Here is a 25,123-nt window from a genome sequence, read left to right on the forward strand (position 1 = left end):
CCTCCTGATGTTCACACGGCATGCATGATGCACGCTTTCGCGAAGATCGGACGCTACGTTGAACTGCGGAACAGTCCGTGAATAAAGGCCTTGTGCAAAGCCGGCTCGGCTACAATCTGCGCCTCTTTGACTCGCAACGACACCATGCCTATCCCCGCGCCCATCCTCGAAGCCCTGCAGCGCGCCGACGCCTCGTGGCGTCCCCATCTGATCACCGGTCTCGACGCGATGATGCGCGCGACGCCCGACTATCTGCCGGCGCTGGCTGACGACCATTACCTGCCCACGGACGGCCGCCTGTTCGCCGCGTTCGCGCTGCCGTTCGCTGCAGTGCGGTATGTGCTCGTGGGGGAGGGCCCGTATCCGCGCGAGGAAAGCGCGACCGGAGTGTGCTTCATGGATGGCGCCGTCGGACCGTTGTGGTCGGACACGGGCCTGTCGAAACCCGTCAACCGCGCGACGTCGCTGCGCAACTTCATGAAGATGCTGCTGGTGGCCGAGGGCCGGCTGAGCGAGGACGACACGGGCGGCGCGGCACTGGCACCCGTCGCGAAAGCGGCCCGCACGGATGGCTCGATCCAGACCCTGGCCGAGCTGCAGGACAACCTGCTCGGCCACGGATTCCTGTTATTGAATGCGGCCCTCGTGTTCCGCAAGCATGTGCCTCCGGTCCAGGAAGCGCGCGCATGGGTACCGTTCCAGCGCGCCGTGTTCGCCGCGCTGGCGGAGCGCGCCGACAAGCCGACGCTGGTGTTGTGGGGCAAGATCGCGGAGCAGTTGAACAAGGTGCCGGAGACGGCCGGTTTCCCGCAGATCCATGCCGAGCACCCGTACAACCTGTCGTTCATCCGCCACGAAGGCATGCAAAAACTGTTCGGGCCGATGCATTTGCTGCACCGCGGCTAAAAAAGAGGGGGCCAAGCAAAGGCTGGCGAAATACGCTATACTTGACTAAATCGATCAACTAATCAGGCTTTTCTGGATGTCCCTGAGGACAGATGAAAGTGTGACCGGTTGAAGAGAAGCAAGATTTTAACACTGTCTGGAAAACCAACCGGGGTTCTGATGCGTCTGACCACCAAAGGCCGTTTTGCTGTTACCGCGATGATCGACCTCGCCCTGCGCCAGGGCAATGGTCCGGTCACGCTGTCGGGCATCAGCCAGCGCCAGGCCATTTCGCTGTCGTACCTGGAGCAATTGTTCGGCAAGCTGCGCCGGCACGAGATCGTCGAGTCGGTGCGCGGCCCGGGCGGCGGCTACAGCCTCGCGCGCAGCGCCGACAAGGTGACCGTCGCCGACATCATCATCGCCGTTGACGAGCCCATCGATGCGACCCAGTGCGGCGGCAAGGAAAACTGTCATGGCGCCGATGCCGCCAGCGGCACCCGCTGCATGACCCACGAACTGTGGGCCACGCTGAATGCCAAGATGGTCGATTTCCTCGACTCGGTGACCTTGCAGGACCTCGTCGACCAGCAGAAGCAGAAAGAACAGAACGTCGTGGTGATGCACCGCCACGCGCCGTCGGAAAATACTGAAGCTAAGCATATTGGAGTGAACTGATGAACGCGCCTTTGGACAAAAAAATCGAGCAGAGCTTCGTGACTGCGCCGCATTTCCCGATCTACATGGATTATTCGGCCACGACGCCGATCGATCCGCGCGTGGCGGACAAGATGATTCCGTACCTGCGCGAGCAGTTCGGTAACCCGGCGTCGCGCAGCCACGCGTACGGCTGGAGCGCCGAGGCGGCTGTCGAAGAGGCGCGCGCGCAGGTCGCGGCGCTCGTCGGCGCCGATCCGCGCGAGATCATCTGGACGTCGGGCGCGACCGAGTCGAACAACCTTGCGATCAAGGGCGCGGCGCAGTTCTACAAGTCGAAGGGCAAGCACATCATCACGGTCAAGACCGAGCACAAGGCCGTGCTGGACACCGTGCGCGAACTGGAACGCCAGGGCTTCGAGGCGACCTACCTGGAGCCGCAGGACAACGGCCTGATCACGCTGGAGCAGCTGGAAGCCGCGATGCGTCCGGACACGATCCTCGTCTCCGTCATGCTCGTGAATAACGAGATCGGCGTGGTCCAGCCGATCAAGGAAATCGGCGAGCTGTGCCGCAAGAAGGGCATCATCTTCCACAGCGACGCGGCGCAGGCCACCGGCAAGGTCGAGATCAACCTGGAAGAGCTGAAGGTCGACCTGATGAGCTTCAGCGCGCACAAGACCTATGGTCCGAAGGGCATCGGCGCCCTGTACGTGCGCCGCAAGCCGCGCGTGCGCCTGGAAGCGCAGATGCACGGCGGCGGCCACGAGCGCGGCCTGCGTTCGGGCACGCTGGCACCGCACCAGATCGTCGGCATGGGCGAAGCCTTCCGCATCGCCAAGGAAGAGATGGACACCGAGCTCGCGCGCATCAAGGCGCTGCGCGACCGCCTGGCCAAGGGCCTGCTGGAGATCGAAGAGGTCTACATCAACGGCGACATGGAACACCGCGTCCCGCACAACCTGAACGTGTCGTTCAACTTCGTCGAAGGCGAATCGCTGATCATGGCCGTCAAGGACATCGCCGTGTCGTCGGGTTCGGCCTGCACCTCGGCGTCGCTGGAACCGTCGTACGTGCTGCGCGCCCTGGGCCGCAGCGACGAGCTGGCGCACAGCTCGATCCGCTTCACCATCGGCCGCTTCACGACCGAGGAAGACATCGACTTCGCCATCAAGCTGCTGAAGGAAAAAGTCGGCAAGCTGCGCGAACTGTCGCCGCTGTGGGAAATGCACAAGGATGGCATTGACCTGAACTCGATCCAGTGGGCAGCCCACTAATTCACCGAACAGAACACGAAGGAGCACTACCATGGCATATTCCGACAAGGTCCTGGACCACTACGAAAACCCGCGCAACGTCGGCTCGTTCGACAAGAATTCCGACGACGTCGGCACCGGCATGGTCGGCGCACCGGCCTGCGGCGACGTGATGAAACTGCAGATCAAGGTGAACGAAGCCGGCGTGATCGAAGACGCGAAATTCAAGACGTACGGCTGCGGCTCGGCGATCGCTTCGAGCTCGCTCGTGACCGAATGGGTCAAGGGCAAGTCGCTGGACGAAGCGCTGTCCATCAAGAACACGCAGATCGCCGAAGAACTGGCGCTGCCGCCGGTGAAGATCCACTGCTCGATCCTGGCCGAAGACGCCATCAAGGCGGCCGTCGCCGACTACAAGACCAAGCACGCGACCGAAAAAGCGTAACGTCGTAACCCCAAGCTGGAGAGTGAAATGGCTGTGACCCTGACCGAAAAAGCCGCAAAGCACATCAACCGTTACCTCGAACGCCGGGGCAAGGGCGTGGGCCTGCGTTTCGGCGTGCGCACGACCGGCTGCTCCGGCCTGGCCTACAAGCTGGAATACGTCGACGAAGCCAGCGCCGAAGATGCGGTCTTCGAATCGCATGGCGTGAAGGTCTTCGTCGATCCGAAGAGCCTGGCGTACATCGACGGCACCGAGCTCGATTTCGCCCGCGAAGGCCTGAACGAAGGCTTCCGCTTCAACAACCCGAACGTCAAGGACAATTGCGGTTGCGGCGAAAGCTTCCGCGTCTGACCGGGAGCGCCGGAACGTGCAAAACCACTTCGAGCTGTTCCAGCTGCCGGCCAGGTTCGACGTCGACATGGACGCGCTGGATTCCGCTTACCGCGAAGTCCAGGGCCGCGTCCATCCGGACCGCTTCGTGAACGCGAGCGACGCCGAAAAGCGCGTCGCGATGCAATGGGCCACGCGCGCCAACGAGGCCTATCAAACGCTGCGCAGCCCGATGCTGCGCGCACGCTACCTGTGCGAGCTGAATGGCGTCGACCTGCAGACCGAGTCGAACACCGCGATGCCGATGGACTTCCTGATGGAGCAGATGGAACTGCGCGAAGCGCTGTCCGACGCGCGCGACGCGAAGGACGCCGGCGCCCTCGACGAGCTGGATGCGCGCATCCGCGGCGAGCGCAAGCAGCGCCTGGCACAGGTCGGCAAGCTGCTCGACGCCGGGGACTACCCGCAGGCGGCGCAGGGCGTGCGGGCGCTGATGTTCCTCGATAAATTCGGCGACGAATTGCATTACGCGTTCGAGGCGCTTGAGACTTGACATAACTGCGCCGTGAATGCGGGGCATGGGGTGTGGTGAGTGATGCCGAGGCATCAATCACCACACCCCATACTACTGTATCCAATAATAAAACCAGGTAACACGACCATGGCACTACTGCAGATCTCCGAACCCGGCATGTCGACCGCGCCGCACCAGCACCGGCTGGCGGTGGGCATCGACCTGGGCACCACCAATTCCCTCGTCGCGACCGTGCGCCACTCGATCCCGGAAGTGCTGACCGACGAGGACGGCCGCTCGCTGCTGCCATCGATCGTGCGCTACCTGCCGAACGGCCACGCCAACATCGGCTACAAGGCCATGGCGGCCCGCACCACCGATCCGAAGAACACCATCGTCTCCGTCAAGCGCTTCATGGGCCGCGGCCTGAAGGACATCGCGCACGTCGAGAACCTGCCGTATGACTTCGTCGATGCTCCGGGTATGGTGCAGGTGAAGACCGTGGCCGGCGTGAAGTCGCCGGTGGAAGTCTCCGCGCAGATCCTGGCCACGCTGCGCCAGACCGCGGAAGACGCGCTAGGCGACGAACTGGTCGGCGCCGTCATCACGGTGCCCGCGTACTTCGACGACGCGCAGCGCCAGGCGACGAAGGACGCGGCCCAGCTGGCCGGCCTGAACGTGCTGCGCCTGCTGTCCGAGCCGACGGCCGCCGCCATCGCGTATGGCCTCGACCACGGCAAGGAAGGCGTGTTCGCCGTGTACGACCTGGGCGGCGGTACGTTCGACATCTCGATCTTGAAACTGTCGAAGGGCGTGTTCGAAGTGCTGGCCACGGGCGGCGATTCCGCGCTCGGCGGCGACGACTTCGACCAGCGCCTGTTCTGCTACATCACCCAGCAGGCCGGTCTCGCACCGCTGTCCGAAATGGACACCGCGACCCTGATGGTCAAGGCGCGCCAGGCCAAGGAACTGCTGTCGACGAACGAAGAGACGACCGTCGAGGCGATCCTGAAATCCGGCGAAGTCGTGCAGGTGACGATCACCGCGAAGACGTTCGCCGAGATCACGCAGCCGCTCGTCGCGAAGACGATGAACGCAGTGCGCAAGGCGATGCGCGATGCGAACGTGAGCGTCGAAGACGTGGACGGCGTCGTGCTCGTCGGCGGCGCCACGCGCATGCCGCACATCCGCCGCGCCGTCGGCGACTTCTTCAAGACGATCCCGCACGCGAACATCGACCCGGACAAGGTCGTCGCGCTGGGCGCCGCGATCCAGGCGAATCTCCTGGCCGGTAACCGCGCCGCGGGCGACGACTGGCTGCTGCTGGACGTGATCCCGCTGTCGCTCGGCATCGAGACGATGGGCGGCCTGGTCGAGAAGATCATCCCGCGCAACTCGACGATCCCGTGCGCCCGTGCGCAGGAGTTCACGACGTTCAAGGATGGCCAGACCGCGTTGGCCGTGCACGTGGTGCAGGGCGAGCGCGAGCTGGTGTCCGACTGCCGTTCGCTGGCGCGCTTCGAGCTGCGCGGCATCCCGCCGATGGCGGCCGGCGCGGCGCGCATCCGCGTCACGTACCAGGTCGACGCGGACGGGCTGCTGTCGGTGTCGGCGCGCGAGACGCGCTCCGGCGTGGAAGCGTCGATCACCGTGAAACCGTCGTACGGCCTCGGCGACGACGAAGTCGCGCGCATGCTGCAGGACTCATACAACTCGGCGCAGGTCGACATGGTCGCGCGCGCGCTGCGCGAGGAACAGGTCGAGGCCGAGCGCATCCTGCTGGCCACGCAGTCCGCGCTCGACACGGACGCCGAGCTGCTGAGCGACGAAGAGCAGGGCGCCATCGCGCAGCTGATGCAGGGCGTGCGCGATGCGACGGCGCGCTCCAACGACACCGCCATCGACGCCGACTCGCGCCAGAACGTGCTGCACGACGCGGTGCAGGCGCTGGCGCGCGGCACCGAGGAATTCGCGGCGCGGCGCATGGACAAGAGCGTGCGCAAGGTATTGGCAGGAAAAGCGCTGGATCAAGTTTAAGCCCGAAGCCGCAGCACCGTCGTTCCCGCGAAGGCGGGAACCCAAGTTGAGCATCAGAAGTCGTAACGTGTGCGGCGTGAGCGCTGTACCGACTTCGGCGACTCAGCTTGGATCCCCGCCTCCGCGGGGATGACGGGTGATAAGCAAACAAAATCGAAGAGGTCAAGAAGTGCCACAAATCGTCATCCTCCCCCATCCCGTCTTCTGCCCCGAAGGCGCCGTGCTCGAAGGCCAGAGCGGCAAGTCGATCTGCGACACGCTGATCGAGAACGACATCGAGATCGAACACGCCTGCGACCGCGTGTGCGCGTGCACGACGTGCCACGTGGTCGTGCGCGAAGGCTTCGACTCGCTGAACGAGCAGGAGGAAAAGGAAGAGGACATGCTCGACAAGGCCTGGGGCCTGGAGCCGAACTCGCGCCTGTCCTGCCAGGCCATCATCGCGGATGAAGACCTCGTCGTCGAGATCCCGAAGTACACGATCAACCACGCAGCCGAGAACCACTGATCACGACGGGGGACACATGAAGTGGACCGATGTCACGGCCATCGCCGAGGCCTTGTACGAACAGCACCCGGACGTCGATCCGGCCACCGTGCGTTTCGTCGACCTGCATAACTGGGTCGTCGCGCTGGACGGCTTCGACGACGACCGCACGCGCGGCGGCGAACGCGTACTCGAAGCCATACAGGCAGCCTGGATAGATGAAGCCCGCTAAAAAAGAAGCCCCGACGATTTATCAACTGGCCCCGGAAATCAAGCCGGGCCAGTCGATCGAACTGCTGAAGGAACTGCACATCCTCACGCGCGACGGCAAACTGAACCAGGACAGCCGCCGCAAACTGAAGCAGGTCTACCACCTCGTGCAGTTCATCGAGCCGCTGCTGAAGGACGTCGGGGAAGGTGCGACCGTCGTCGACCACGGCGCCGGCAAGTCCTACCTCGGCTTCATCCTGTACGACCTGTTCTTCAAAGGACGGGAAAACAGCGGCCATATCTACGGCATCGAGACGCGCGAAGAACTCGTTCAGAAATCGACGGAGCTGGCGGCAAGCCTCGGCTTCCCGGGCATGTCGTTCCTGAACCTGTCCGTCGCGGAGTCCACCGAGTCCGACAAGCTGCCGGCCACGATCGACGTGGTGACGGCGCTTCACGCCTGTAATACGGCGACGGACGACGCCATCGATTTCGCGCTGAAGAAGCACGCGAAGCACATCGTGCTCGTGCCGTGCTGCCAGGCCGAAGTGGCGTCCGTGCTGCGCAAGAATAAAGGCAAGGACCTGGGCCGCAGCGCGCTCACGGAGATCTGGCGCCACCCGATCCACACGCGCGAATTCGGCAGCCAGATCACCAATGTGCTGCGCTGCCTGCAGCTGGAGGCGCACGGCTACCAGGTCACCGTCACGGAGCTGGTGGGCTGGGAACACTCGATGAAGAACGAGCTGATCGTCGCCACGTATAAAAACCTGCCGCGCCGCCGGCCGGCCGAGCGCCTGCAGCAGGTGCTGGCCGAAGTCGGCCTCGGGGAACTCTCATCGCGTTTCTATACCGAGGCAACTACAAGCGAGCCAACGCCATGAGCGACCACCACGACCGCTGGATCGACCTGCGCAGCGACACCGTCACCCAACCGTCCGCCGCCATGCGCGCGGCGATGGCGGCGGCGCCCGTCGGCGACGATGTCTATGCCGACGACCCCACCGTGAACCGCCTGCAGGACTTCGCGGCCGAGCTGTTCGGCTTCGAAGCGGGCCTGTTCGCGCCGAGCGGCACGCAGACGAACCTCATCGCGCTGATGACGCATTGCGGCCGCGGCGACGAATACCTCGTCGGCCAGGAAGCGCACACGTACAAGTACGAAGGCGGTGGTGCCGCGGTGCTGGGTTCGATCCAGCCGCAGCCGATCGCCAACCAGCCGGACGGCTCGATCGCGATCTCCGACATCGCCGCGTACATCAAGCCGGACGACATGCACTTTGCGCGCACCCGCGTGCTGGCGCTGGAAAACACGATCGGCGGCCGCGTGCTCCCGCGCGATTACGTGAAGGCCGCGACGGACTTCGCGCATGCGAAGGGCCTCGTCACGCACCTGGACGGCGCCCGCGTCTGCAACGCGGCCGTCAGGCAGGGCATCCCGCTGCGCGACGCGGCGGCCGGATTCGACACCGTGTCCGTGTGCCTGTCGAAGGGTCTCGGCGCGCCGGTCGGTTCCGTGCTGCTGGGCCCCAGGGCCTTCATCGAGCAGGGCAAGCGCTGGCGCAAGATGCTGGGCGGCGGCATGCGGCAAGCCGGCGTCATCGCGGCCGCGGCGCATTACGCGCTGGCGCACAACGTCGAGCGCCTCGCCGAGGATCATCAAAACGCGGCCGACCTGTCCGCCGGCCTCGCACGCATCGAGCCGCTGAAGGTGACGACGCCGCAGACGAACATCTTCTACGTCGAGATCCCGGAAGCCGCGTGCGCGCCGCTGCATGAAGCCCTGGCGCGCCAGGGCATCCGTGCATCGATCGGCCCGCACACGCGCCTCGTCACGCACCTCGATGTGACGGCCGCGGATGTGAAGAAAACCATCGCTGCGTTCGAAGCATTCTTCCTCGACTGGAACAAACAATGAACGACGAAGGTATCCGCCTCGCCAAGCGCGTGGCCGAAATCGTGCCGTGCTCGCGCGCCGAAGCCGAACGCTACATCGCGGGTGGCTGGGTGACCGTCGACGGTGCCGTCGCCGAAGATCCCGCCACGCGCGTGACGACCGCGGAGGTTGTCGCGCTGCTGCCGGGCGCGGAACCCGTCGAACCGGTGCCGGTGACGATCCTGCTGCACAAGCCGGCCGGTGTCGACGCGGCCGGTGCGCTGGCCCTCATCGAACCCGCGACGCTGGCCGCGTCTCCCAACGCACGCTTTCTGCGCCGGCACCTGGCGCGGTTGACCATCGTCACGCCGCTGGAACCGGAAGCGAGCGGCCTGCTGGTGCTGAGCCAGGACTGGCGCGTGACGCGCAAGCTGGTGGAGGATGCCGCCCGCATCGAACAGGAATATGTGGCCGAAGTGACGGGCGCGATCGCCGACGATGGCTTGTCTCGCCTGAACGCGAGCATGCGCGTGCAGGGCAGGGCGACGGTGCCGCTGAAGGCGAGCTGGCAAAGCGAGGCGCGGCTGCGCCTGGCCGGGAAGGACGTCCGCCCGGGGCAGGTTGCCGCGATGTGTGCCGCGGTCGGCTTGAGCGTGACATCGCTGCGCCGGCTGCGCATCGGGCGCGTGTCGCTGGGCCAGTTGCCGGCCGGGCGCTGGCGGTATCTGCTCGAGACCGAGCGGTTCTGATGAAGTTCATCCGGCGCTGTCTGCCCCTGCTGGCATTGTGGACCGGCGCCGTGCTGGCCGCCGGCGTCGACCCGCTGACGGCCGACATCGATGCGCACGACGCGCAACGCTTCGCCGATCTGATGAAGGATGGCGCCGTGCCGACGGCCGCTGCGCTGCAGCGCGGTTACCTGGACGGGGCGGGGCCGGGCGTGAAGGTCTTCACGCCGGGACGGATCCGCGACGCTCAGCACCTGGCCAAGGCGGTCGCCAACAAACCCGATGTGTACCGGTACGCGATCCGTGCATGCCTGCCGCAGGTGCCGGCCCTGCGTAGCGACCTGCGCGCGATCTATCTCGGGTTTGCCGGCCTGCTGCCGGAACGTCCGCTGCCCGCCATCGACGTCGTCTTCGGTGCCGGCAACTCGGGCGGCACCGCCAGCAACGACAGGCAAGTGCTCGGCCTGGAGGTGATCTGTCCGCCCGGGACGACGCCCGAGCAGTTCCGCACCGCGATGCGGGGCTTCTTTGCACACGAAACGGTGCACACGTGGCAGGACGAGGAGACGCCGGCCGCACTGGCCGATCTCCTGCTGAGCCAAGCGTTGAGGGAAGGCGGCGCGGACTATCTCGCGACGCTGGTCACGGGCGCGATTCCGCATCAGGACCGCGATGCGTGGGCACGTCCGCAGGAAGCCAGGCTGTGGCAGGCGTTCCAGCAGGATCGCCAGGCGCTGAAAGGCAGCCGCGACGACGTGAACAAGCTGATCGCCAGCCCGCATTTCCGGCGCTGGTTCGTGAACTGCGGATCCGCGCCCGAGGGCTGGCCGTGCGAGGCCGGGTACTGGGTCGGCATGCGCATCGCGGAAGCTTATGTGGCGCGCGCATCCGACAAGCGCGCCGCGATCCGTGAACTCATCGAATTGCGCGATCCCGCGGCGATCCTCGAGGCCAGCGGCTACGGCCTGTAAGCCGTTCAGGCCACGAACCCGCCATCGATCGTCAACGACGCACCGTTGACATATCCCGCCTCGTTCCCGACGAGGTAAGCGACCAGCCCGGCGATCTCGGCGTCCTGCCCCATTCGTCCCACCGGGATCTGCGAGCGCAGGTAGGCGCGCACGCCTTCGTCCGCGACGATCTCCGTCTCCGTCGGCCCCGGCTGCACATTGTTCACCGTGATGCCGCGCGGCCCGAGGTCGCGCGCGAGCCCGCGCGTGAGGCCGGCCACGGCGGCCTTGCTCATCGCGTACAGCGCCACGCCGGGGCTGCCCGCGCGGTCCGCCACCATGCTCCCGATGTTCACGATGCGTCCGCCTTCTCGCATGTGCGGCGCGGCCGCCTGCGTGGCGACGAACAGCGCGCGCACGTTGACGGCCGCGATGCGGTCGTAGTCCTCCAGCGTTGTTTCGCCGAGGTCCTTGTGGACGAGGATGCCCGCGCTGTTGACGAGGATGTCGATGCGGCCGAGCCGCGCCGCCACGCCCGCGATGGCCTGCTGCAGTGCCTGCGCGTCGGCGCTGTCCGCGCGCAGGGGCAGGGCGTGGCCGCCTGCCGCGTCGATATCGGCCGCCAGCTGGCGTGCCCGATCTTCCGCATTGACGTAGGTAAAGGCGACGGTAGCGCCATCGGAAGCGAGGCGGCGGACGATGGCGGCGCCGATGCCGCGCGAACCGCCGGTGACGAATGCGATCTTGCCGGTGAGGGAAGTCATGGTGAGCCTTTCTTGACTGATTGGTCCAAAATGGAGAATCGATTATACTTCCATTCTGGACTGACTAGTCAAGATTAAAAAACATGGCAAGAACGAAGGTATTCGAACCGGCCGCGGCGCTCGATGCGGCGGTGCGGGTATTCTGGGAGCAGGGGTACGAGGCGACGTCCACGGACGACCTGCTGCGCGCGATGGGCATCGGCCGCCAGAGCATGTACGACACGTTCGGCGACAAGAAACAGCTGTATCTCGCCGCGCTCACGCATTACACGGACACGGGCGGCGCGGCGCTGAGGCGCCGTCTCGCGGCCGGACCGTCGCCGCTGGCCGCGCTCGAGGCGTTCCTGCGCGAAATCGCCGGCGCGGACGCGGCCCTGCGTGCGCGCGGCTGCCTCAGCGTCAATGCAGTGGCGGAATTCGGCCAAGGGGATGCTGACGTGCAGGCGCTCATTGAACGGTCGCAGCGGGTCACGGAAGACATCTTCGCGGAGGTCCTCACACGCGCGCGCCAGGCGGGCGAGCTGGCGCCCGGCCTCGATCCGGCCGCGGCCGCGCATTTCATCCACACGGCCATCCGCGGCATGCGCATCAGCGCGAAAGCGGGCGCCGACGCGGCGCAACTCGGCGCGACGGTCGATTTCGTCATCGCCGCACTCAAGGCGCGCGCGACGCCCGTCGCGGAGGTCTGAGCGTCAGGCTTCCGTCTTGCCCGCCGCGTCGATCAGGTTGTCGCGCAACTGCACGATGGCCTTTTGCAGCAGCGGGAATTCTTCCGGGCTGAGGCCGGACGCGGCGACCGTCTGCTTGCCGAATCCCAGCCCCTTTTCGCGCAGCGCGCGGCCCGCGTCCGTGAGGGAGATGCGGACGTTGCGCTCGTCTTCCTTGTCGCGTTCGCGGCGCACATAGCCCATCGCTTCCAGCCGCTTGAGCATCGGCGTGACCGTGCTCGGCTCCAGGAACAGTTTTTCGCTCAAGGCTTTGACGGTCAACTGGTCCTGCTCCCACAGCGCGATGATCGCCAGGTATTGCGGGTAGGTGAGGCCCAGCGCGTCCAGCACGGGCTTGTACACGCGCGAATACGCGAGATTGGTCGAGTAGATCGCAAAGCACATGAAGTCCGCCATGCGGGCCGCTTTGGCACGGGTGTCGTTGTCGTCAGGCATGATTGTCCAGAAAATTATCGTGATAACGATTATCGTACTTGAAATTCGGGAATCGCGCTGCTAGACTTTGTGGAAATACTTATCTCAATAATCTTTATGTCGATAGCGGAGCCAAGGATGAAACTGTACGACGCCGCCATCTCGTCCGCCGCCGCGCGGGTGCGTATCGCCCTCGCGCTGAAGGGTCTGCAAGTCGACCGCATCCCCGTCGAGATCGTGGGCGCGGGCGCGGAGAACCGCCGGCCGGCCTACCGGGACGTGAATCCGCAAGGCCTCGTGCCCGCGCTGCTGACGGACGACGGCGTGCTGCTGACGCAATCGCTGGCCATCGTCGAATACCTGGACGAGGTCTACCCGCAGGCGCCGCTGCTGCCGGCGGATCCGGCGACGCGCGCCTGGGTGCGCGCGTTCGTGCTGGCCGTGCTGGCCGAGACGCATGCGCTGGTGACGCCGCGTGTTGCGAACCATCTCGCGACCATGCCGGGCTTCGACGGGACGACCGCGCCCGCGTGGCGCCGTCACTGGACGGAAGAGGGGATCGATGCGCTGGAGGCGCTGCTGGCGCGCCGCCATGCCGTGACGCCCAGCCGCTTCTGTGCGGGCGATGCGCCGGGCCTGGCGGACGTCTTCCTGTTCCCGCAGGCGTTGAACGCGGCGCGCGCGGGCCTGCCGCTGGCGCGCTGGCCGCACGTGGAGGCGATCGCCGCGCGGTTGGCCGACATCCCCGCGTTCAGGGATAACGCACAGAGGTAACGCGCAACTCAGGGCAGGGTAAGGCGCGCCTCGAGCCCGCCCTCCGGCCGGTTGTGCAGGGTGAGCGTCCCGCCGAGACTTCCCGCCAGCTGGCGCGCGATAGCCAGGCCGAGGCCCGTGCCGCCCGTATCCCGGTTGCGCGACGCTTCCAGCCGGAAGAACGGTTCGAACACGGCTTCCAGCTGCTCGGCGGGGATGCCGGGACCGTTGTCGAGCACGCGGATGAGGACCGCGCCCTGGCTGTCCCGCCCGGCGACGATGTCGGCGCCGCCGCCGTAGCGCAGCGCGTTGTCGACAAGGTTGCCGATGATCCGGCGCAGCGCCTTGGGGCGCGTCTGCACCGGCGAACCGATGCGGCCTTCGAGGTTCACGGCGCTGCCCGCGTCGCGGTAGTCCAGCACGAGGCTGTCGAGCTGGGCGTCGAGGTCGACGGCGCGCGCTGGTTCCCGTGCGCCGTGCATCGCGCGCGCGTAGCCGATGCCGTCCTTGACGAGGCCCTGCAACTCGTCGAGGTCGGCGCGCAGTTTCGGCTGCTGGGCTTCGTCGTCCATCATGTCCACGCGCAGGCGCATGCGGGTGATCGGCGTCTGCAGGTCGTGCGAGATGGCGGCCAGGATGCGCACGCGCTCGTCCACGTACGCGGCGATGCGTTTCTGCATGGCGTTGAACGCGCGCGCCGAGCGCAGGACTTCGGACGGGCCGCGTTCCGGCAGTTCGACGGGGCGCAGGTCCGGCCCGAGCGCATCGGCCGCCTCGGCCAGCACGCGCAGCGGCCCCACGGCCTGGCGCACCGCGAACCAGCAGCACGCGGCGAGGATCGCCAGTTGCGCGGCCAGCACGTACGGCAGCCACGGCGACAGCGGGACGCCGTGCATCGGCTGCACGTCGATGGTCAACGGGGAGCCATCCGACAGGCGCAGGTGCACCTGCATGCGGCCCTCGTTCCCGAGGCCGTTCACGGACAGGGGATAGCTGCGGCCGATGCCTTGTTCGATCGAGTGCGCGATCTGCGCCGACAGCTTCTCGTCCGGCATCGCGCCCGCCGTTTCGCCCGGGCCGAGGATGAAGCGGTAGCTGCGCCGTGCGAGACGCGGCAGCCATGCCGGGCGCTCGGCCGCCGGCAGCAGGTCGAGCAGGGCGACGGAGCTTGCCACCTCGCGTTCCACATACCCCATCATCAGGTTCGTCGTCGCCTGGTCGCGTTCCGTGAACGTCAGCGCGACGGACAGGCCCTGCGCCAGCGCGAGGCCCGCGAACAGGATCAGCGCCAGGCGCGCATACAGGCTGCGCGGCCACCAGGGCTTCATATCGTCTTGCCTTCCAATATCGTCACCTCGGCCGAGAACACATAGCCCTCGTTGCGCAGGGTCTTGATGTAGCGGGGCTCGCGCGCGCCGTCGCCCAGGCGCTGGCGCAGTCGGCTCACGAGCAGGTCGATCGAGCGGTCGAAGAATTCCGCGTCGTTGCCGTGCGTGAGGCCCATCAGCTGGTCGCGCGACAGCACGCGCTGCGGGTGGTCGAGGAACACGCGCAGCAGGCGGTATTCCGCGCCGCTCATCGCGACTTCGACGCCGCTCTCGTCGAGCAGGTGACGGCCGACCGTGTCGAGGCGCCAGTCGCCGAACGCGATCAGTTTCGCGGCTTCCGTCACTTGCAGGTTCGGCGGCAGCATGCGCGTGCGGCGCAGGACGGCGCGGATGCGGGCCAGCAGTTCGCGCACGGCGAACGGCTTCGGCACGTAGTCGTCGGCGCCGAGTTCCAGGCCGACGACGCGGTCGGTCTCGTCGTCGCGCGCCGTCAGCATCACGATCGGGACCGCGCGGTGCTTCCCCGCGCGCAGTTCGCGGCACAAGGTGAGGCCGTCCTCGCCGGGCATCATGAGGTCGAGCAGGATCAGGTCGGGCGTCGCGTGCATCAGCGCGTTTCTCATCTCGCGGCCGTTGGCGGCCAGGGTGACGCGCAGGCCCTGCTTTTCCAGATACGCGCCGACCAGTTCGCGGATGCCGCGGTCGTCGTCGACGACCAGGACGTGATCGGTCTCGTTCATAAGTTCTCCTTCGGTGGTTGCAGGGCTACTGTAGCGCGACGTCGCGGCGTCATTATGTCCGAATGTGTCGGGGGCTGGACAGGACACATGGCCTGACAAAAATGGGAGGTTGCGGACACATCGCGCACATGTCGCGGGGGTCCAATGGAGTCTCGCAAAACACAGGAGGCTGCCATGACCAACCCGATCGAATCCCCCCTTGCCCTGCTGGCCGGCCTGGCCACGGTGGCGTCCCCGTGCGTGCTGCCCGTGCTGCCGTTTTTACTCGGCGCGACCGTGGAGCAGTCCAGCCGCCGCCGGCCGCTGCTGATCGTGGCCGGCTTCGTGCTGTCGTTCTCCGGGTTCGCGCTGGCGCTGGGCGCCGTGTCGAGCGCCGCGCAGCTGGCGCAGGAGACCCTGCGCAACGTCGCGATCGTGCTGCTGGGCTTATCGGGCCTGCTGAGGATCTGGTCGCGGCCGTGGGACCTGCTCGTCGATACCATCCGCCCGCTGTGGGCGAAGCTGCGCGGGGGCGATGCGGTGCCGAAGCCGAGCGGCGCGTTCGTGCTCGGCCTGTCGCTGGGCGCCGTGTGGACGCCGTGTGCCGGCCCCGTGCTCGCCTCGATTCTCGCGCTCGTCGTGCAGGCGCACGATCCGACGAAGGCCGTGCAACTCGTCGGCCTGTATGCGCTCGGCGCCGCGCTGCCGATGCTGGCGCTGATCCACGGCGGCCAGGCCATCGTCCAGCGCGTGCGCGGCGTGGCCCGTCATGCCGTGGCCCTGCAGCGCGCGTTCGGGGTGCTCGTGCTGGCCAGCGCAGCCGCGATCTGGTTCCAGGTCGATACGCAGATCGCCGCCCATGTCCCGTCCATCTTCCCAACCCTGTAAGGAGTTCACATGAAAATCCGTTTCCTCATCGCTGCCGCTGCCTTCGTCGCCGCTGGCGCACAAGCCGCCCCCGCACCGGAATTCGCGGGCATCGACAACTGGATCAACAGCGCGCCTTTGAGCATGCAGCAGCTGCGCGGCAAGGTGGTGCTCGTGGATTTCTGGACGTATGACTGCATCAACTGCCAGCACGTGCTGCCGTATGTGAAAGGGTGGCACCAGAAGTACAAGGACCAGGGGCTCGTCGTCGTCGGCGTGCACACGCCGGAATACGGGTTCGAGCGCAACCTGAACAACGTGAAAACCGCCGTGCAGCGCAACGGGATTACGTTCCCGGTCGCGCAGGACAACCGGTATGCCACCTGGAGCGCGTACAACAACCAGTTCTGGCCCGCGTTCTACCTCGTCGACAAGAAGGGCGAAGTCGTCTACACGCACTTCGGCGAAGGGGATTATGCGCAGACCGAGGCGACGATCCGCAAGCTGCTGGCGCAGCCGTGATTACGACGCTTCGGCGGGCGCGGCGGGGGCGCCGGCCTTCGCCGGCTTCGGCAGCAGCACGAGGCGCGTGCCGGCCAGGCGGTCGTGCAGGAACTGGCGGTCGCGGTCGAGGAAGGCCGTGAGGCCCCACGCCAGCACGCCCACGGCGATCGTCGCGCCGATCTGGGTCCTGTCCTTCAGGCCGAGCGCCGTGCAGGCGAGGAGGGCAGGCAGGAACCAGCCCCAGGCCAGCAGGTAGCGCACGATGGCCGTCGTCAGCGGCAGGCGCGCGCCGCCGGTCGTGACGACCTGCATGCGCCACGTCTTCATGGCGAGCGTGTGGCCGCTGTTGGTCCAGCCCCAGACGAAATACGCGCCGGTGACGACGAACAGCCAGACCTTCATCGCGTACTGGAAGAAGGGGGCGTGGTTATTAAGTGTCACGACGAGGAACAGCGCCACCGCCAGCATCTCCACCGCCAGCAGCAGGAAGGTCTCGTAGACCATCGTGATCAGGCGGCGTTTGATGCTCGGCGTTTCATGCATGGCGATCCGTTCAGGCGTTGTTGGGCGTGATACCCCAGTTGGCCGGTACTTGCTTTTCCGGCTCCGGTGCGGGCTGGGGATTGGCGGGGGGCTGCACCGGTGCGGGCTGGACCGGCGCGGGTGGTGGCGGCGTCACGCACGGCGGCGCGGCCGAGACGGCGTTCCTGATCATGCCGGCCGGGCACGACGTCGCGCCCTGGCCCAGCGGTGCGACGACCTTGCCGTTGGCCTGGGACGGCACGACGCGCGGCGTCTTGCGGGCCGTGGCCGAGGCGGCCAGTTTCTTCTTCTGGTCTTCCGGCAGTTGCTGGTAGGTTTCCCACGTCGCGTTCTTTTGCTTCGGGGCGATCTTGCGGGTGCGCGTATAGGTTTCGCGCGCCAGCTCGCGCTGCTCGGGCGTCAGCTTGACCCAGGCGCGCATGCGTTCGTGCACGCGCTGCTGCTCTTCCGGTTTCAGGGTCGCGAAGCGGTTCGCGAGCTGCAGCCATTTCTGCTTGCGCACGCCGTCCATCTGGTCCCATTCGGCCTGCAGCGGCTGCAGGGCCACCTGCTGGGCCGGCGTCAGGCTGCGCCACAGGGGCTTGTCGCCGCCCTTGTGGCTGCCGGTGGCCGTTTTGGCGGGCTGGGTGGAGGTGGCGGGGGCGGCGTCGGCCGCGTCGCGCGTGGCCGGGCCCGATGCGGGAAGGAAACCGCCTTGCTGATGGACGGTCAGGGCGGCCGCGCCAACGAGCACGACGGCGGCGGCGGCGCCGGCAACCTTGAGCTTGTTAGCCGTCATCCTTTACTGGGCTCGCTGCGGCTGTTGCTGTGCTTGCTGCTGTTGGGCCAGGTAAGCGTTGAAGCCGTGGTCGGTGTAGGCGGTCAGGGGCAGGTCGTCGGACAGCACGGCCGCATCCAGCTCGGCCAGCTCGGCGGCGCGCTGCTGGGTTTCGTACTGGTACACGCCGACCATGCCGGCCGCCATCAGCAGCAGCGGCGCGACGACGGCGGCGCGCGCCACCCACTGCATCGAGAACAGCGCGCCCAGGTCGAACGACGCACGCTGCTGCTTCGCGCGGACCGGTGCGTCCGCCTTCTTGCGGGCGAGCGCGGCCGCGCGCGCGGCGGCCAGGCGGTCCGTCGTCGAGGCCGGCAGGTTGTCGAGGTTGTCGTTCAGGGCATGGCGAATCTTGTACGCCAGGTTGATGTCGTCGGTGTTCATAATTTAATTCCCTTGGCCTCCAGGGCTTTCTGCAGGGAATGCGTAGCGCGAGAACAATGCGTTTTTACACTGCCCTCGGAGCATCCCATCGCTTGGGCCGTCTCGGCCACATCCATGTCCTGCCAGTAACGCATGAGGAACGCTTCCCGTTGACGCGCCGGGAGTTTTTGTATCTCTTCCTCGATCAGGCGCAGCGTTTCCGCGCGTTCGACCTGATCCGCGCTCGACTCCGCGGCGGACGTTCCTTCCTCGGCCTCATAAGATGCAAGTATATCAAAATCCTCGTCGTCGTCGTCCCGGCGGCCGAGGCCTCCGAAGAGGCTGATCCAGGTGTTCCGGACCTTTTCGCGGCGGAAGTAATCGAGGATGGTGTTCTGCAGGATGCGCTGGAAGAGCATCGGCAATTCGGCCAGGGGCTTGTCGCCGTACTTCTCCGCCAGCTTGATCATGGCGTCCTGAACGATGTCGAGCGCTGCCTCGTCCTTGCGGACCGCGTACGCCGCCTGCTTGAAGGCGCGCCGCTCGACACTCTCGAGGAAGTCGTTGAGTTCTTTATCAGTGGCCATGCGATATGTGGTGGACGCCACCGGTACGTTGCCTGTGGCTTTTCGGAAAACTTTCGAATGCTAGCAAAATTTACGGATGACCGCACCCGAAACAGGCAGGGTGGCGTGTGCGGTCTTCCCTTATTGACTCTAGAATGGTCGGATTAACATTGTGCAGGAGACAGGCGTGATGCGCATCCTCGGAAAGGCAAGCTCGATCAACGTCCGCAAGGTGTTGTGGACCGCTACGGAACTCGACATCCCGTTCGAACGGGAAGACTGGGGCAGCGGCTTCCGCTCCACGCAGGAACCGGAGTTCCTCGCGCTGAACCCGAACGCGATGGTGCCGGTGCTGGTCGACGGGGATGTCGTGCTGTGGGAGTCGAACACGATCAGCCGCTACCTGGCCACGCGTTATGGCGACGGGCGCCTGCTGCCGGGCGATGCGGTGGCCCGCGCGAAGGTGGAGCAGTGGATGGACTGGCAGGCGACGGAATTGAACAATGCGTGGCGCTACGCGTTCATGGGCCTGGTACGCAACAGTCCCGCGCACCAGGATCCGGTGCAGATCGCCGCAGGCATCGCCGGCTGGAATCGCCAGATGGGCCTGCTCGAACGGCACCTGGAAACGGCCGGCGACTACGTGGCGGGCGGGGCGTTCTCGCTGGCCGACATCGTGCTCGGCCTGTCGGCACACCGCTGGCGCAAGACGCCGATGAGCGAGCGCCCCGACTATCCCGCCATCGCGGCCTGGATGGCGCGGCTGGAAGCCCGGCCCGCCGCCAGGGCGTGGTTGCCCGACGAAATCGCTTGAAAAAATAATTATTTATCTTGACCAGAATGGTGCAACGCAGTAAGGTATAGAACGCTTTGCACCCCCGAAGCTTATTGTCAAGCCAGCTTGTCACACAACGTCAATCTCGGCATGACGCGCTTTCACAATGTAGGCAGTTTGCTCCAACCCGTGCCACAAGCGCGAGAGATTCGCATTCCGCTACAGTAACTCAAGCTGAACGAGTTGCGTCCAGCGCCGGTTCGTAAGGATCCTACGGCATCCTGAAAGATCGACGTGACCGCAGAGAGAAGGGAAGCATGAGCACTGTTGCGTGACACGTATCTCGTCAGGGACGAGCATCCGATCAATCTCCCTATGGGTTTTGAAAGGAACGTATCATGAGTAACGACGCAGCAGCTCCCATCACGGGCGCTGAGATCGTAGTCCGTTGCCTGGCGGAAGAGGGCGTGAAGCACGTCTTCGGTTACCCCGGCGGTGCGGTTCTCTACATCTACGACGCCATCTTCAAGCAGGACAAATTCCAGCACATCCTGGTACGCCACGAGCAGGCAGCCGTGCACGCGGCCGACGCGTATTCGCGCAGCTCGAATGAAGTGGGCGTATGCCTGGTCACGTCCGGTCCGGGCGTCACCAATGCCGTCACCGGCCTCTCCACCGCATACATGGATTCGATTCCGATGGTCGTGATTTCCGGCCAGGTTCCGACCAATGCGATCGGCCAGGACGCATTCCAGGAATGCGACACCGTGGGCATCACGCGCCCGGTGGTGAAACACAATTTCCTCGTCAAGGACGTCAAAGACCTTGCCGATACCATCAAGAAAGCCTTCTATATCGCACGCACCGGCCGTCCGGGCCCGGTCCTCGTCGATATTCCGAAGGACGTGAGCATGCAGAAGGCGACGTACTCGTACCCGAAAGAGGTCGAGATGCGTTCCTACCGCCCCGTCGACAAGGGCCACGCCGGCCAGATCCGCAAGGCGGTGCAGCTGCTGCTGGCGGCCGAGCGTCCGATGATCTACACGGGCGGCGGCGTCATCCTCGCCAATGCATCGAACGAACTGAACAAGCTGGTCGACAAGCTCGGCTTCCCGGTCACGAACACACTGATGGGCCTGGGCGCCTACCGCGCCACCGACAAGAAATTCGTCGGCATGCCGGGCATGCACGGCACCTACGAAGCGAACATGGCGATGCAGCACTGCGACGTCCTGATCGCCATCGGCGCCCGCTTCGACGACCGCGTGATCGGCAACCCGAAGCACTTCGCGTCGAACCCGCGCAAGATCATTCACATCGACATCGACCCGTCGTCGATCTCGAAGCGCGTGAAAGTGGACATCCCCATCGTCGGCAACGTCAAGGACGTGCTGGTCGAACTGCTGTCGCAGCTGGATGCCGCCGAGCAGCGTCCGAACCCGGCCGTGCAGAAGTGGTGGCAGCAGATCGAGGACTGGCGCGGCCGCGAGTGCCTGCGCTACGCGACCTCGGATGAGCTGATCAAGCCGCAGTCCGTCGTCGAGAAAGTGTGGGAAGTCACCGGCGGCGACGCGTTTATCACGTCGGACGTGGGCCAGCACCAGATGTGGGCTGCGCAATACTACCCGTTCGACAAGCCGCGCCGCTGGATCAACTCCGGTGGCCTGGGCACGATGGGCGTGGGCCTGCCGTACGCGATGGGCGTGCAGATGGCGAATCCTGGCGCGACCGTGGCCTGCATCACGGGCGAGGGTTCGATCCAGATGAACATCCAGGAACTCGCGACCTGCAAGCAGTATCACCTGACGCCGAAGATCATCCTCCTGAACAACCGCTTCCTGGGCATGGTGCGCCAGTGGCAGGAACTCGACTACGGTTCGCGTTATTCCGAGTCGTACATGGATTCCCTGCCGGACTTCGAGAAGCTGGCCGAGGCCTATGGCCACGTCGGCATGCGCATCGAGAAGCCGGGCGACGTCGACGGCGCGCTGCGCGAAGCGTTCGCCATGAAGGACCGCCTGGTGTTCATGAACTTCATTACCGACCGCAGCGAAAACGTCTGGCCGATGGTCAAGACGGGTAAGGGCCTGTCGGAAATGCTGCTCGGATCGGAGGACCTGTAATGCGACACATCATCTCCGTCCTGCTGGAAAACGAAGCCGGCGCGCTGTCGCGCGTGGTGGGCCTGTTCTCGGCACGCGGCTACAACATCGAGACGCTGACCGTGGCGCCGACCGAAGACGCTACCCTGTCGCGCATGACCATCGTGACGACGGGTTCGGACGACATCATCGAGCAGATCACCAAGCACCTGAACCGCCTGATCGAAGTGGTGAAGGTGGTCGACCTGACCGAAGGCCAGCACATCGAGCGCGAGCTCATGCTGATCAAGGTGAGGGCAGTCGGCAAGGAGCGCGAAGAAATGAAGCGCACCGCCGACATCTTCCGCGGCCGCATCATCGACGTGACGGAAAAAACGTACACGATCGAGCTGACGGGCGCGAAGAGCAAGCTGGACGCCTTCATCGACGCCATCGACCGCGCCTCGATCCTCGAAACCGTCCGCACGGGTGGTTCCGGCATCGGCCGCGGCGAGCGCATCCTCAAGGTTTGACGCTGGCGATTCATTCGGCGGGCTCCGTGCCCGCCAAACAAAATAACGAAACACGAAAAGCACAGGATTAAAAAATGAAAGTTTTCTACGACAAAGACTGCGACCTCTCCCTCATCAAAGGCAAGAATGTCGCCATCATCGGCTACGGCTCGCAAGGCCACGCACACGCCCAGAACCTGACGGAATCGGGCGTCAACGTCACCGTCGGCCTGCGCCGCGGCGGCGCCTCGTGGGGCAAGGTCGAGCAGGCCGGCATCAAGGTCGCTGAAGTCAACGAGGCAGTGAAAGCCGCCGACGTCGTCATGATCCTGCTGCCGGACGAAAACATCGCCGACGTGTACAAGAACAACGTCGAGCCGAACATCAAGCAGGGCGCCGTGCTGGCGTTCGCGCACGGCTTCAACGTGCACTACGGCCAGGTCGTGCCGCGCGCCGACCTCGACGTCATCATGGTCGCACCGAAGGCCCCGGGCCACACCGTGCGCGGTACCTACCGCCAGGGTGGCGGCGTGCCGCACCTGGTCGCCGTCTACCAGGATAAGTCCGGCGCAGCCCGCGACATCGCCCTGTCGTACGCGATGGCCAACGGTGGCGGCAAGGCCGGCATCATCGAAACCAACTTCCGTGAAGAAACCGAAACCGACCTGTTCGGCGAGCAGGCCGTGCTGTGCGGCGGCGCCGTCGAACTGATCAAGGCCGGCTTCGAGACGCTGGTGGAAGCCGGCTACGCTCCGGAAATGGCTTACTTCGAGTGCCTGCACGAGCTGAAGCTGATCGTCGACCTGATCTACGAAGGCGGCATCGCCAACATGAACTACTCGATCTCGAACAACGCGGAATACGGCGAATACGTCACCGGCCCGCGCGTCGTGACCGAAGACACCAAGAACGCGATGCGCGCCGTCCTGAAGGACATCCAGACCGGCGAATACGCCAAGTCGTTCATCCTGGAAAACAAGGCCGGCGCCCCGACCCTGATCTCGCGTCGTCGCCTGAACGCCGAGCACCAGATCGAGCAGGTCGGCGCACAGCTGCGCGCGATGATGCCGTGGATCGCCAAGAACAAGCTGGTCGACCAGTCGAAGAACTGATCGGCATCCTCAGCTGAATGAAAATCGCCCCGCTCGCGGGGCGATTTTTTTTGTGTCCTTCGTTTGCAATCATTTGCAACTTTCCATTACATAAACTCGACTTTTACGTCAAACCGGTTATCGTTCTCCTGCCGCGGCACCAGCCGCGCATGCAATCAAGGAGAACAACAATGTCCATCAAAAAACTCGTCCTGTTGACCGCGCTGAGTGCCGCGCTGTCCGCACAAGCCCAGAGCGCACCGGCCACGAGCGGCACGCTCGTCATCGTGCCCGCGTTCGGCGAAGTGAAACATGCCAACGACGAGGCGACCGTGACCTTCGCCGTCGAGGAGCAGGACAAGGACCGCGCGGCCGCCACCGCCCGCGCCAACCAGAAGATGAAGCAGGGTACCGACATCGTGCGCCGCGAGGATCCGCAGGCGGAACTCAAGACCGTCGGCTATTACACCTACCCCGTCTATCCGGAAGTGCCGGACGGCCCGCGTCCGCTGGCGAACCAGACTGCGCGCCGCGTCCCGATCGGCTGGCGTGTGGGCCAGTACCTGGAAGTGAAAACGCGCAACCTGCAGGCGCTGCCGAAAACGGCCGCCGCCGCGCAGAAAGTCGTCAACCTGAACGGCATCGACTACCACCTGAGCCCGGAGCTGTCGAAACGCCTGGACGACGAGCGCATCGCCGCCACATACCGCAACCTGAACGAGCGCATCGCCTCGATCGCGCGCGCGATGGGCCGCAACGTGAACGATGCCGTCATCGACACGGTCGACTTCGAAGGCAGCGGCAATTACGCCGGCGGCCAGGCCGAGGCGGCGGCACCGCAGATGATGCGCATGTCGGCCAAGCGCGCGGACATGGCCGAGATGCCGGAGCCGAGCTTCGAGCCGGGCGAGACGACCTTGCAGATGCGTTTGGTCGGCAAAGTAAAATTCCGCTGACGGTAGCCGTTCGCTAACAGAGGGGTGCGGACACTATAATGGCGGGGTCCGCGCCACCTCGGTGCATTGTTGAGAAAAAGAAACCTATGCCGACACTACCCCGACGCCGCAAACCCGGCGCCATCAAGGCGCCCCGCTTCGCCCGCTTCAGCCGCGTCCGCAAGACGGACGCCGCCGCGTCCCGCCCGCGCCGGGGCATCTACCTGCTGCCGAATGCCTTCACGACGGCCGCACTGTTCGGCGGCTTCTACGCGATCGTGATGGCGATGAACCAGCGCTTCGACCACGCCTGCTGGGCCGTGTTCATCGCGATGGTGCTGGACAGCCTGGACGGCCGCGTCGCGCGCCTGACGAACACGCAGTCCGAGTTCGGCGCGCAGTACGACAGCCTGTCCGACATGGTCTCGTTCGGCGCCGCGCCGGCCCTCGTCATCTACGAATGGTCGCTGCGCGGCCTGGGCAAGCTGGGCTGGATCGCCGCGTTCGTCTACTGCGCCGGCGCCGCGCTGCGCCTGGCCCGCTTCAACACGAACATCGAGGTGGTCGACAAGCGCTTCTTCCAGGGCTTGCCGAGCCCGGCCGCGGCTGCGTTGGTCGTCGGCTTCGTGATGATGATGACGGACCCGGACATCAACGTCAGCGCGCGCAAGGTCGACTGGATCTCGTGGGGTATCGCGCTGTTCGCGGGCCTGACGATGGTGACCAACGTGCCGTTCTACAGCTTCAAGGACGTCAATTTCCGCAAGTCGGTCCCGTTCATCGTCGTGTTCCTGATCGCGCTCGCGCTGGCGCTGCTGGCGATCGACCCGCCCAAGGTGCTGTGGCCGCTGTTCGTCGTGTATGGCCTGTCGGGGTATGCCGTGTACCTGTACCGGCTTGCGAAGGGCAAGCCCGTCAGCATCATCCAGACGGAGGAAGAGACGCTCGATCCGAGCGAGCGCCGCTGACGCGGCGCCAAAAAAAATGC

31 protein-coding genes are annotated in these 25,123 nt (G+C 65.5%); 23 read left to right on the forward strand and 8 right to left on the reverse strand.

Translation table 11 applies throughout. The annotated features are described in order from the left end of the window. The first annotated feature begins 144 nt into the window (after positions 1-144). The 13 genes from P0M04_RS17840 to P0M04_RS17900 all read left to right on the forward strand — a co-directional run bounded on the left by P0M04_RS17840 (position 145) and on the right by P0M04_RS17900 (position 10,396). A complete protein-coding gene (locus P0M04_RS17840) occupies positions 145-906 on the forward strand; it encodes a uracil-DNA glycosylase family protein (protein ID WP_259447743.1) in 762 nt (253 codons plus the stop codon). Between the two features lie 159 nt (positions 907-1,065). Then, positions 1,066-1,563 (forward strand): Fe-S cluster assembly transcriptional regulator IscR, encoded by a 498-nt coding sequence (gene iscR / locus P0M04_RS17845; RefSeq protein WP_025511911.1) that lies wholly within the window; start codon positions 1,066-1,068, stop codon positions 1,561-1,563. After that, complete coding sequence (locus P0M04_RS17850; RefSeq protein WP_259447742.1) at positions 1,563-2,819, forward strand: IscS subfamily cysteine desulfurase; 1,257 nt, start codon at positions 1,563-1,565, stop codon at positions 2,817-2,819. The genes iscR and P0M04_RS17850 overlap by 1 nt, the downstream gene beginning before the upstream one ends. Before the next feature lie 31 nt (positions 2,820-2,850). Next, on the forward strand, positions 2,851-3,243 hold the full coding sequence (iscU, locus tag P0M04_RS17855; RefSeq protein ID WP_025511909.1) for a Fe-S cluster assembly scaffold IscU: 393 nt from the start codon (positions 2,851-2,853) through the stop codon (positions 3,241-3,243). 27 nt (positions 3,244-3,270) lie between these two features. Further along, on the forward strand, positions 3,271-3,594 hold the full coding sequence (gene iscA, locus P0M04_RS17860; protein WP_105375433.1) for an iron-sulfur cluster assembly protein IscA: 324 nt from the start codon (positions 3,271-3,273) through the stop codon (positions 3,592-3,594). 16 nt (positions 3,595-3,610) lie between these two features. Then, on the forward strand, positions 3,611-4,126 hold the full coding sequence (gene hscB, locus P0M04_RS17865; RefSeq protein WP_259447741.1) for a Fe-S protein assembly co-chaperone HscB: 516 nt from the start codon (positions 3,611-3,613) through the stop codon (positions 4,124-4,126). A 108-nt stretch (positions 4,127-4,234) separates the two neighbouring features. After that, positions 4,235-6,124 carry a Fe-S protein assembly chaperone HscA gene (gene hscA, locus P0M04_RS17870; RefSeq protein ID WP_259447740.1) on the forward strand — a complete coding sequence of 630 codons (1,890 nt, stop codon included), beginning with the start codon at positions 4,235-4,237 and terminating at the stop codon, positions 6,122-6,124. A 169-nt stretch (positions 6,125-6,293) separates the two neighbouring features. Then, complete coding sequence (gene fdx, locus P0M04_RS17875) at positions 6,294-6,632, forward strand: ISC system 2Fe-2S type ferredoxin (protein ID WP_259447739.1); 339 nt, start codon at positions 6,294-6,296, stop codon at positions 6,630-6,632. A 16-nt stretch (positions 6,633-6,648) separates the two neighbouring features. Continuing rightward, entirely contained in the window at positions 6,649-6,843 is a 195-nt protein-coding gene (iscX, locus tag P0M04_RS17880; RefSeq protein ID WP_036230754.1) for a Fe-S cluster assembly protein IscX, read from the forward strand. After that, complete coding sequence (locus P0M04_RS17885) at positions 6,830-7,705, forward strand: class I SAM-dependent methyltransferase (protein WP_259447738.1); 876 nt, start codon at positions 6,830-6,832, stop codon at positions 7,703-7,705. Before iscX ends, P0M04_RS17885 begins: the two co-directional genes overlap by 14 nt. Beyond that, complete coding sequence (gene ltaE / locus P0M04_RS17890) at positions 7,702-8,739, forward strand: low-specificity L-threonine aldolase (RefSeq protein WP_259447737.1); 1,038 nt, start codon at positions 7,702-7,704, stop codon at positions 8,737-8,739. The genes P0M04_RS17885 and ltaE overlap by 4 nt, the downstream gene beginning before the upstream one ends. Further along, a complete protein-coding gene (locus P0M04_RS17895; protein ID WP_259447736.1) occupies positions 8,736-9,446 on the forward strand; it encodes an RNA pseudouridine synthase in 711 nt (236 codons plus the stop codon). The genes ltaE and P0M04_RS17895 overlap by 4 nt, the downstream gene beginning before the upstream one ends. Then, positions 9,446-10,396 carry a gliding motility protein GldB-related protein gene (locus tag P0M04_RS17900; RefSeq protein WP_259447735.1) on the forward strand — a complete coding sequence of 317 codons (951 nt, stop codon included), beginning with the start codon at positions 9,446-9,448 and terminating at the stop codon, positions 10,394-10,396. The genes P0M04_RS17895 and P0M04_RS17900 overlap by 1 nt, the downstream gene beginning before the upstream one ends. A gap of 5 nt (positions 10,397-10,401) precedes the next feature. On the opposite strand, the gene P0M04_RS17905 is transcribed toward P0M04_RS17900, so the two are convergent. Beyond that, entirely contained in the window at positions 10,402-11,139 is a 738-nt protein-coding gene (locus P0M04_RS17905; RefSeq protein WP_259447734.1) for a 3-oxoacyl-ACP reductase family protein, read from the reverse strand. Between the two features lie 83 nt (positions 11,140-11,222). Between P0M04_RS17905 and P0M04_RS17910 the strand changes: the two genes are divergently transcribed. Continuing rightward, on the forward strand, positions 11,223-11,828 hold the full coding sequence (locus P0M04_RS17910) for a TetR/AcrR family transcriptional regulator (RefSeq protein ID WP_259447733.1): 606 nt from the start codon (positions 11,223-11,225) through the stop codon (positions 11,826-11,828). Positions 11,829-11,831: 3 nt separating this feature from the next. Here the strand turns inward: P0M04_RS17910 and P0M04_RS17915 are convergent, their stop codons facing one another. Continuing rightward, the gene (locus tag P0M04_RS17915) at positions 11,832-12,302 is read right to left on the reverse strand and encodes a MarR family winged helix-turn-helix transcriptional regulator (RefSeq protein WP_259447732.1); all 471 of its coding nucleotides are present in this window, start codon (positions 12,300-12,302) and stop codon (positions 11,832-11,834) included. Positions 12,303-12,419: 117 nt separating this feature from the next. Here P0M04_RS17915 and maiA point away from each other — a divergent pair, with 117 nt between their 5' ends. Then, positions 12,420-13,055, forward strand: coding sequence for a maleylacetoacetate isomerase (gene maiA, locus P0M04_RS17920; protein WP_259447731.1), 636 nt, complete (start codon positions 12,420-12,422; stop codon positions 13,053-13,055). A gap of 8 nt (positions 13,056-13,063) precedes the next feature. On the opposite strand, the gene P0M04_RS17925 is transcribed toward maiA, so the two are convergent. Both P0M04_RS17925 and P0M04_RS17930 read right to left on the reverse strand, forming a co-directional pair. Then, entirely contained in the window at positions 13,064-14,362 is a 1,299-nt protein-coding gene (locus P0M04_RS17925; RefSeq protein ID WP_259447730.1) for an ATP-binding protein, read from the reverse strand. Next, positions 14,359-15,102: a response regulator gene (locus tag P0M04_RS17930; RefSeq protein WP_259447729.1), complete on the reverse strand. Its 744-nt coding sequence runs from the start codon at positions 15,100-15,102 to the stop codon at positions 14,359-14,361. Before P0M04_RS17930 ends, P0M04_RS17925 begins: the two co-directional genes overlap by 4 nt. A 174-nt stretch (positions 15,103-15,276) precedes the next feature. On the opposite strand from P0M04_RS17930, the gene P0M04_RS17935 reads away from it, so the two are divergent. Continuing rightward, positions 15,277-15,969 carry a cytochrome c biogenesis CcdA family protein gene (locus P0M04_RS17935; protein ID WP_259447728.1) on the forward strand — a complete coding sequence of 231 codons (693 nt, stop codon included), beginning with the start codon at positions 15,277-15,279 and terminating at the stop codon, positions 15,967-15,969. Between the two features lie 9 nt (positions 15,970-15,978). Next, the gene (locus P0M04_RS17940) at positions 15,979-16,470 is read left to right on the forward strand and encodes a thioredoxin family protein (RefSeq protein WP_259447727.1); all 492 of its coding nucleotides are present in this window, start codon (positions 15,979-15,981) and stop codon (positions 16,468-16,470) included. Here P0M04_RS17940 and P0M04_RS17945 read toward each other — a convergent pair whose 3' ends face one another. From P0M04_RS17945 to P0M04_RS17960, 4 genes are read right to left on the reverse strand one after another with little or no spacing between them, the layout of a single operon-like run. Then, complete coding sequence (locus P0M04_RS17945) at positions 16,471-16,995, reverse strand: RDD family protein (protein ID WP_259447726.1); 525 nt, start codon at positions 16,993-16,995, stop codon at positions 16,471-16,473. 10 nt (positions 16,996-17,005) lie between these two features. Continuing rightward, positions 17,006-17,773 (reverse strand): DUF3106 domain-containing protein, encoded by a 768-nt coding sequence (locus P0M04_RS17950; protein ID WP_259447725.1) that lies wholly within the window; start codon positions 17,771-17,773, stop codon positions 17,006-17,008. 3 nt (positions 17,774-17,776) lie between these two features. Beyond that, positions 17,777-18,196 carry a DUF3619 family protein gene (locus P0M04_RS17955; RefSeq protein WP_259447724.1) on the reverse strand — a complete coding sequence of 140 codons (420 nt, stop codon included), beginning with the start codon at positions 18,194-18,196 and terminating at the stop codon, positions 17,777-17,779. Further along, positions 18,193-18,762, reverse strand: a complete 570-nt coding sequence (locus P0M04_RS17960) for an RNA polymerase sigma factor (protein WP_056136992.1) — start codon at positions 18,760-18,762, stop codon at positions 18,193-18,195. Before P0M04_RS17960 ends, P0M04_RS17955 begins: the two co-directional genes overlap by 4 nt. Positions 18,763-18,928: 166 nt before the next feature. Here P0M04_RS17960 and P0M04_RS17965 point away from each other — a divergent pair, with 166 nt between their 5' ends. The 6 genes from P0M04_RS17965 to pssA all read left to right on the forward strand — a co-directional run bounded on the left by P0M04_RS17965 (position 18,929) and on the right by pssA (position 25,103). Next, positions 18,929-19,555 carry a glutathione S-transferase family protein gene (locus P0M04_RS17965; RefSeq protein WP_259447723.1) on the forward strand — a complete coding sequence of 209 codons (627 nt, stop codon included), beginning with the start codon at positions 18,929-18,931 and terminating at the stop codon, positions 19,553-19,555. 359 nt (positions 19,556-19,914) lie between these two features. Then, positions 19,915-21,639: an acetolactate synthase 3 catalytic subunit gene (locus tag P0M04_RS17970; RefSeq protein ID WP_056330513.1), complete on the forward strand. Its 1,725-nt coding sequence runs from the start codon at positions 19,915-19,917 to the stop codon at positions 21,637-21,639. Then, on the forward strand, positions 21,639-22,130 hold the full coding sequence (gene ilvN, locus P0M04_RS17975; RefSeq protein WP_028104341.1) for an acetolactate synthase small subunit: 492 nt from the start codon (positions 21,639-21,641) through the stop codon (positions 22,128-22,130). Before P0M04_RS17970 ends, ilvN begins: the two co-directional genes overlap by 1 nt. A 74-nt stretch (positions 22,131-22,204) precedes the next feature. Further along, on the forward strand, positions 22,205-23,221 hold the full coding sequence (gene ilvC, locus P0M04_RS17980; RefSeq protein WP_036230707.1) for a ketol-acid reductoisomerase: 1,017 nt from the start codon (positions 22,205-22,207) through the stop codon (positions 23,219-23,221). 170 nt (positions 23,222-23,391) lie between these two features. Beyond that, positions 23,392-24,156 (forward strand): SIMPL domain-containing protein, encoded by a 765-nt coding sequence (locus P0M04_RS17985; RefSeq protein ID WP_259447722.1) that lies wholly within the window; start codon positions 23,392-23,394, stop codon positions 24,154-24,156. Between the two features lie 86 nt (positions 24,157-24,242). Further along, positions 24,243-25,103, forward strand: coding sequence for a CDP-diacylglycerol--serine O-phosphatidyltransferase (gene pssA, locus P0M04_RS17990; protein WP_259447721.1), 861 nt, complete (start codon positions 24,243-24,245; stop codon positions 25,101-25,103). Positions 25,104-25,123: the final 20 nt, after the last annotated feature.

Source organism: Telluria mixta (genome assembly GCF_029223865.1).
Lineage (GTDB): Bacteria > Pseudomonadota > Gammaproteobacteria > Burkholderiales > Burkholderiaceae_D > Telluria > Telluria mixta.

What these genes read in the sequence shown, in the direction of transcription:
- P0M04_RS17840 (WP_259447743.1), top strand. Translation starts at nt 145, where the DNA reads ATGCCTATCCCCGCGCCCATCCTCGAAGCCCTGCAGCGCGCCGACGCC.
- iscR (WP_025511911.1), top strand. Translation starts at nt 1,066, where the DNA reads ATGCGTCTGACCACCAAAGGCCGTTTTGCTGTTACCGCGATGATCGAC.
- P0M04_RS17850 (WP_259447742.1), top strand. Translation starts at nt 1,563, where the DNA reads ATGAACGCGCCTTTGGACAAAAAAATCGAGCAGAGCTTCGTGACTGCG.
- iscU (WP_025511909.1), top strand. Translation starts at nt 2,851, where the DNA reads ATGGCATATTCCGACAAGGTCCTGGACCACTACGAAAACCCGCGCAAC.
- iscA (WP_105375433.1), top strand. Translation starts at nt 3,271, where the DNA reads ATGGCTGTGACCCTGACCGAAAAAGCCGCAAAGCACATCAACCGTTAC.
- hscA (WP_259447740.1), top strand. Translation starts at nt 4,235, where the DNA reads ATGGCACTACTGCAGATCTCCGAACCCGGCATGTCGACCGCGCCGCAC.
- iscX (WP_036230754.1), top strand. Translation starts at nt 6,649, where the DNA reads ATGAAGTGGACCGATGTCACGGCCATCGCCGAGGCCTTGTACGAACAG.
- P0M04_RS17885 (WP_259447738.1), top strand. Translation starts at nt 6,830, where the DNA reads ATGAAGCCCGCTAAAAAAGAAGCCCCGACGATTTATCAACTGGCCCCG.
- ltaE (WP_259447737.1), top strand. Translation starts at nt 7,702, where the DNA reads ATGAGCGACCACCACGACCGCTGGATCGACCTGCGCAGCGACACCGTC.
- P0M04_RS17895 (WP_259447736.1), top strand. Translation starts at nt 8,736, where the DNA reads ATGAACGACGAAGGTATCCGCCTCGCCAAGCGCGTGGCCGAAATCGTG.
- P0M04_RS17900 (WP_259447735.1), top strand. Translation starts at nt 9,446, where the DNA reads ATGAAGTTCATCCGGCGCTGTCTGCCCCTGCTGGCATTGTGGACCGGC.
- P0M04_RS17905 (WP_259447734.1), bottom strand. Translation starts at nt 11,139, where the DNA reads ATGACTTCCCTCACCGGCAAGATCGCATTCGTCACCGGCGGTTCGCGC.
- P0M04_RS17910 (WP_259447733.1), top strand. Translation starts at nt 11,223, where the DNA reads ATGGCAAGAACGAAGGTATTCGAACCGGCCGCGGCGCTCGATGCGGCG.
- P0M04_RS17915 (WP_259447732.1), bottom strand. Translation starts at nt 12,302, where the DNA reads ATGCCTGACGACAACGACACCCGTGCCAAAGCGGCCCGCATGGCGGAC.
- maiA (WP_259447731.1), top strand. Translation starts at nt 12,420, where the DNA reads ATGAAACTGTACGACGCCGCCATCTCGTCCGCCGCCGCGCGGGTGCGT.
- P0M04_RS17925 (WP_259447730.1), bottom strand. Translation starts at nt 14,362, where the DNA reads ATGAAGCCCTGGTGGCCGCGCAGCCTGTATGCGCGCCTGGCGCTGATC.
- P0M04_RS17930 (WP_259447729.1), bottom strand. Translation starts at nt 15,102, where the DNA reads ATGAACGAGACCGATCACGTCCTGGTCGTCGACGACGACCGCGGCATC.
- P0M04_RS17935 (WP_259447728.1), top strand. Translation starts at nt 15,277, where the DNA reads ATGACCAACCCGATCGAATCCCCCCTTGCCCTGCTGGCCGGCCTGGCC.
- P0M04_RS17940 (WP_259447727.1), top strand. Translation starts at nt 15,979, where the DNA reads ATGAAAATCCGTTTCCTCATCGCTGCCGCTGCCTTCGTCGCCGCTGGC.
- P0M04_RS17945 (WP_259447726.1), bottom strand. Translation starts at nt 16,995, where the DNA reads ATGCATGAAACGCCGAGCATCAAACGCCGCCTGATCACGATGGTCTAC.
- P0M04_RS17950 (WP_259447725.1), bottom strand. Translation starts at nt 17,773, where the DNA reads ATGACGGCTAACAAGCTCAAGGTTGCCGGCGCCGCCGCCGCCGTCGTG.
- P0M04_RS17955 (WP_259447724.1), bottom strand. Translation starts at nt 18,196, where the DNA reads ATGAACACCGACGACATCAACCTGGCGTACAAGATTCGCCATGCCCTG.
- P0M04_RS17960 (WP_056136992.1), bottom strand. Translation starts at nt 18,762, where the DNA reads ATGGCCACTGATAAAGAACTCAACGACTTCCTCGAGAGTGTCGAGCGG.
- P0M04_RS17970 (WP_056330513.1), top strand. Translation starts at nt 19,915, where the DNA reads ATGAGTAACGACGCAGCAGCTCCCATCACGGGCGCTGAGATCGTAGTC.
- ilvN (WP_028104341.1), top strand. Translation starts at nt 21,639, where the DNA reads ATGCGACACATCATCTCCGTCCTGCTGGAAAACGAAGCCGGCGCGCTG.
- ilvC (WP_036230707.1), top strand. Translation starts at nt 22,205, where the DNA reads ATGAAAGTTTTCTACGACAAAGACTGCGACCTCTCCCTCATCAAAGGC.
- P0M04_RS17985 (WP_259447722.1), top strand. Translation starts at nt 23,392, where the DNA reads ATGTCCATCAAAAAACTCGTCCTGTTGACCGCGCTGAGTGCCGCGCTG.
- pssA (WP_259447721.1), top strand. Translation starts at nt 24,243, where the DNA reads ATGCCGACACTACCCCGACGCCGCAAACCCGGCGCCATCAAGGCGCCC.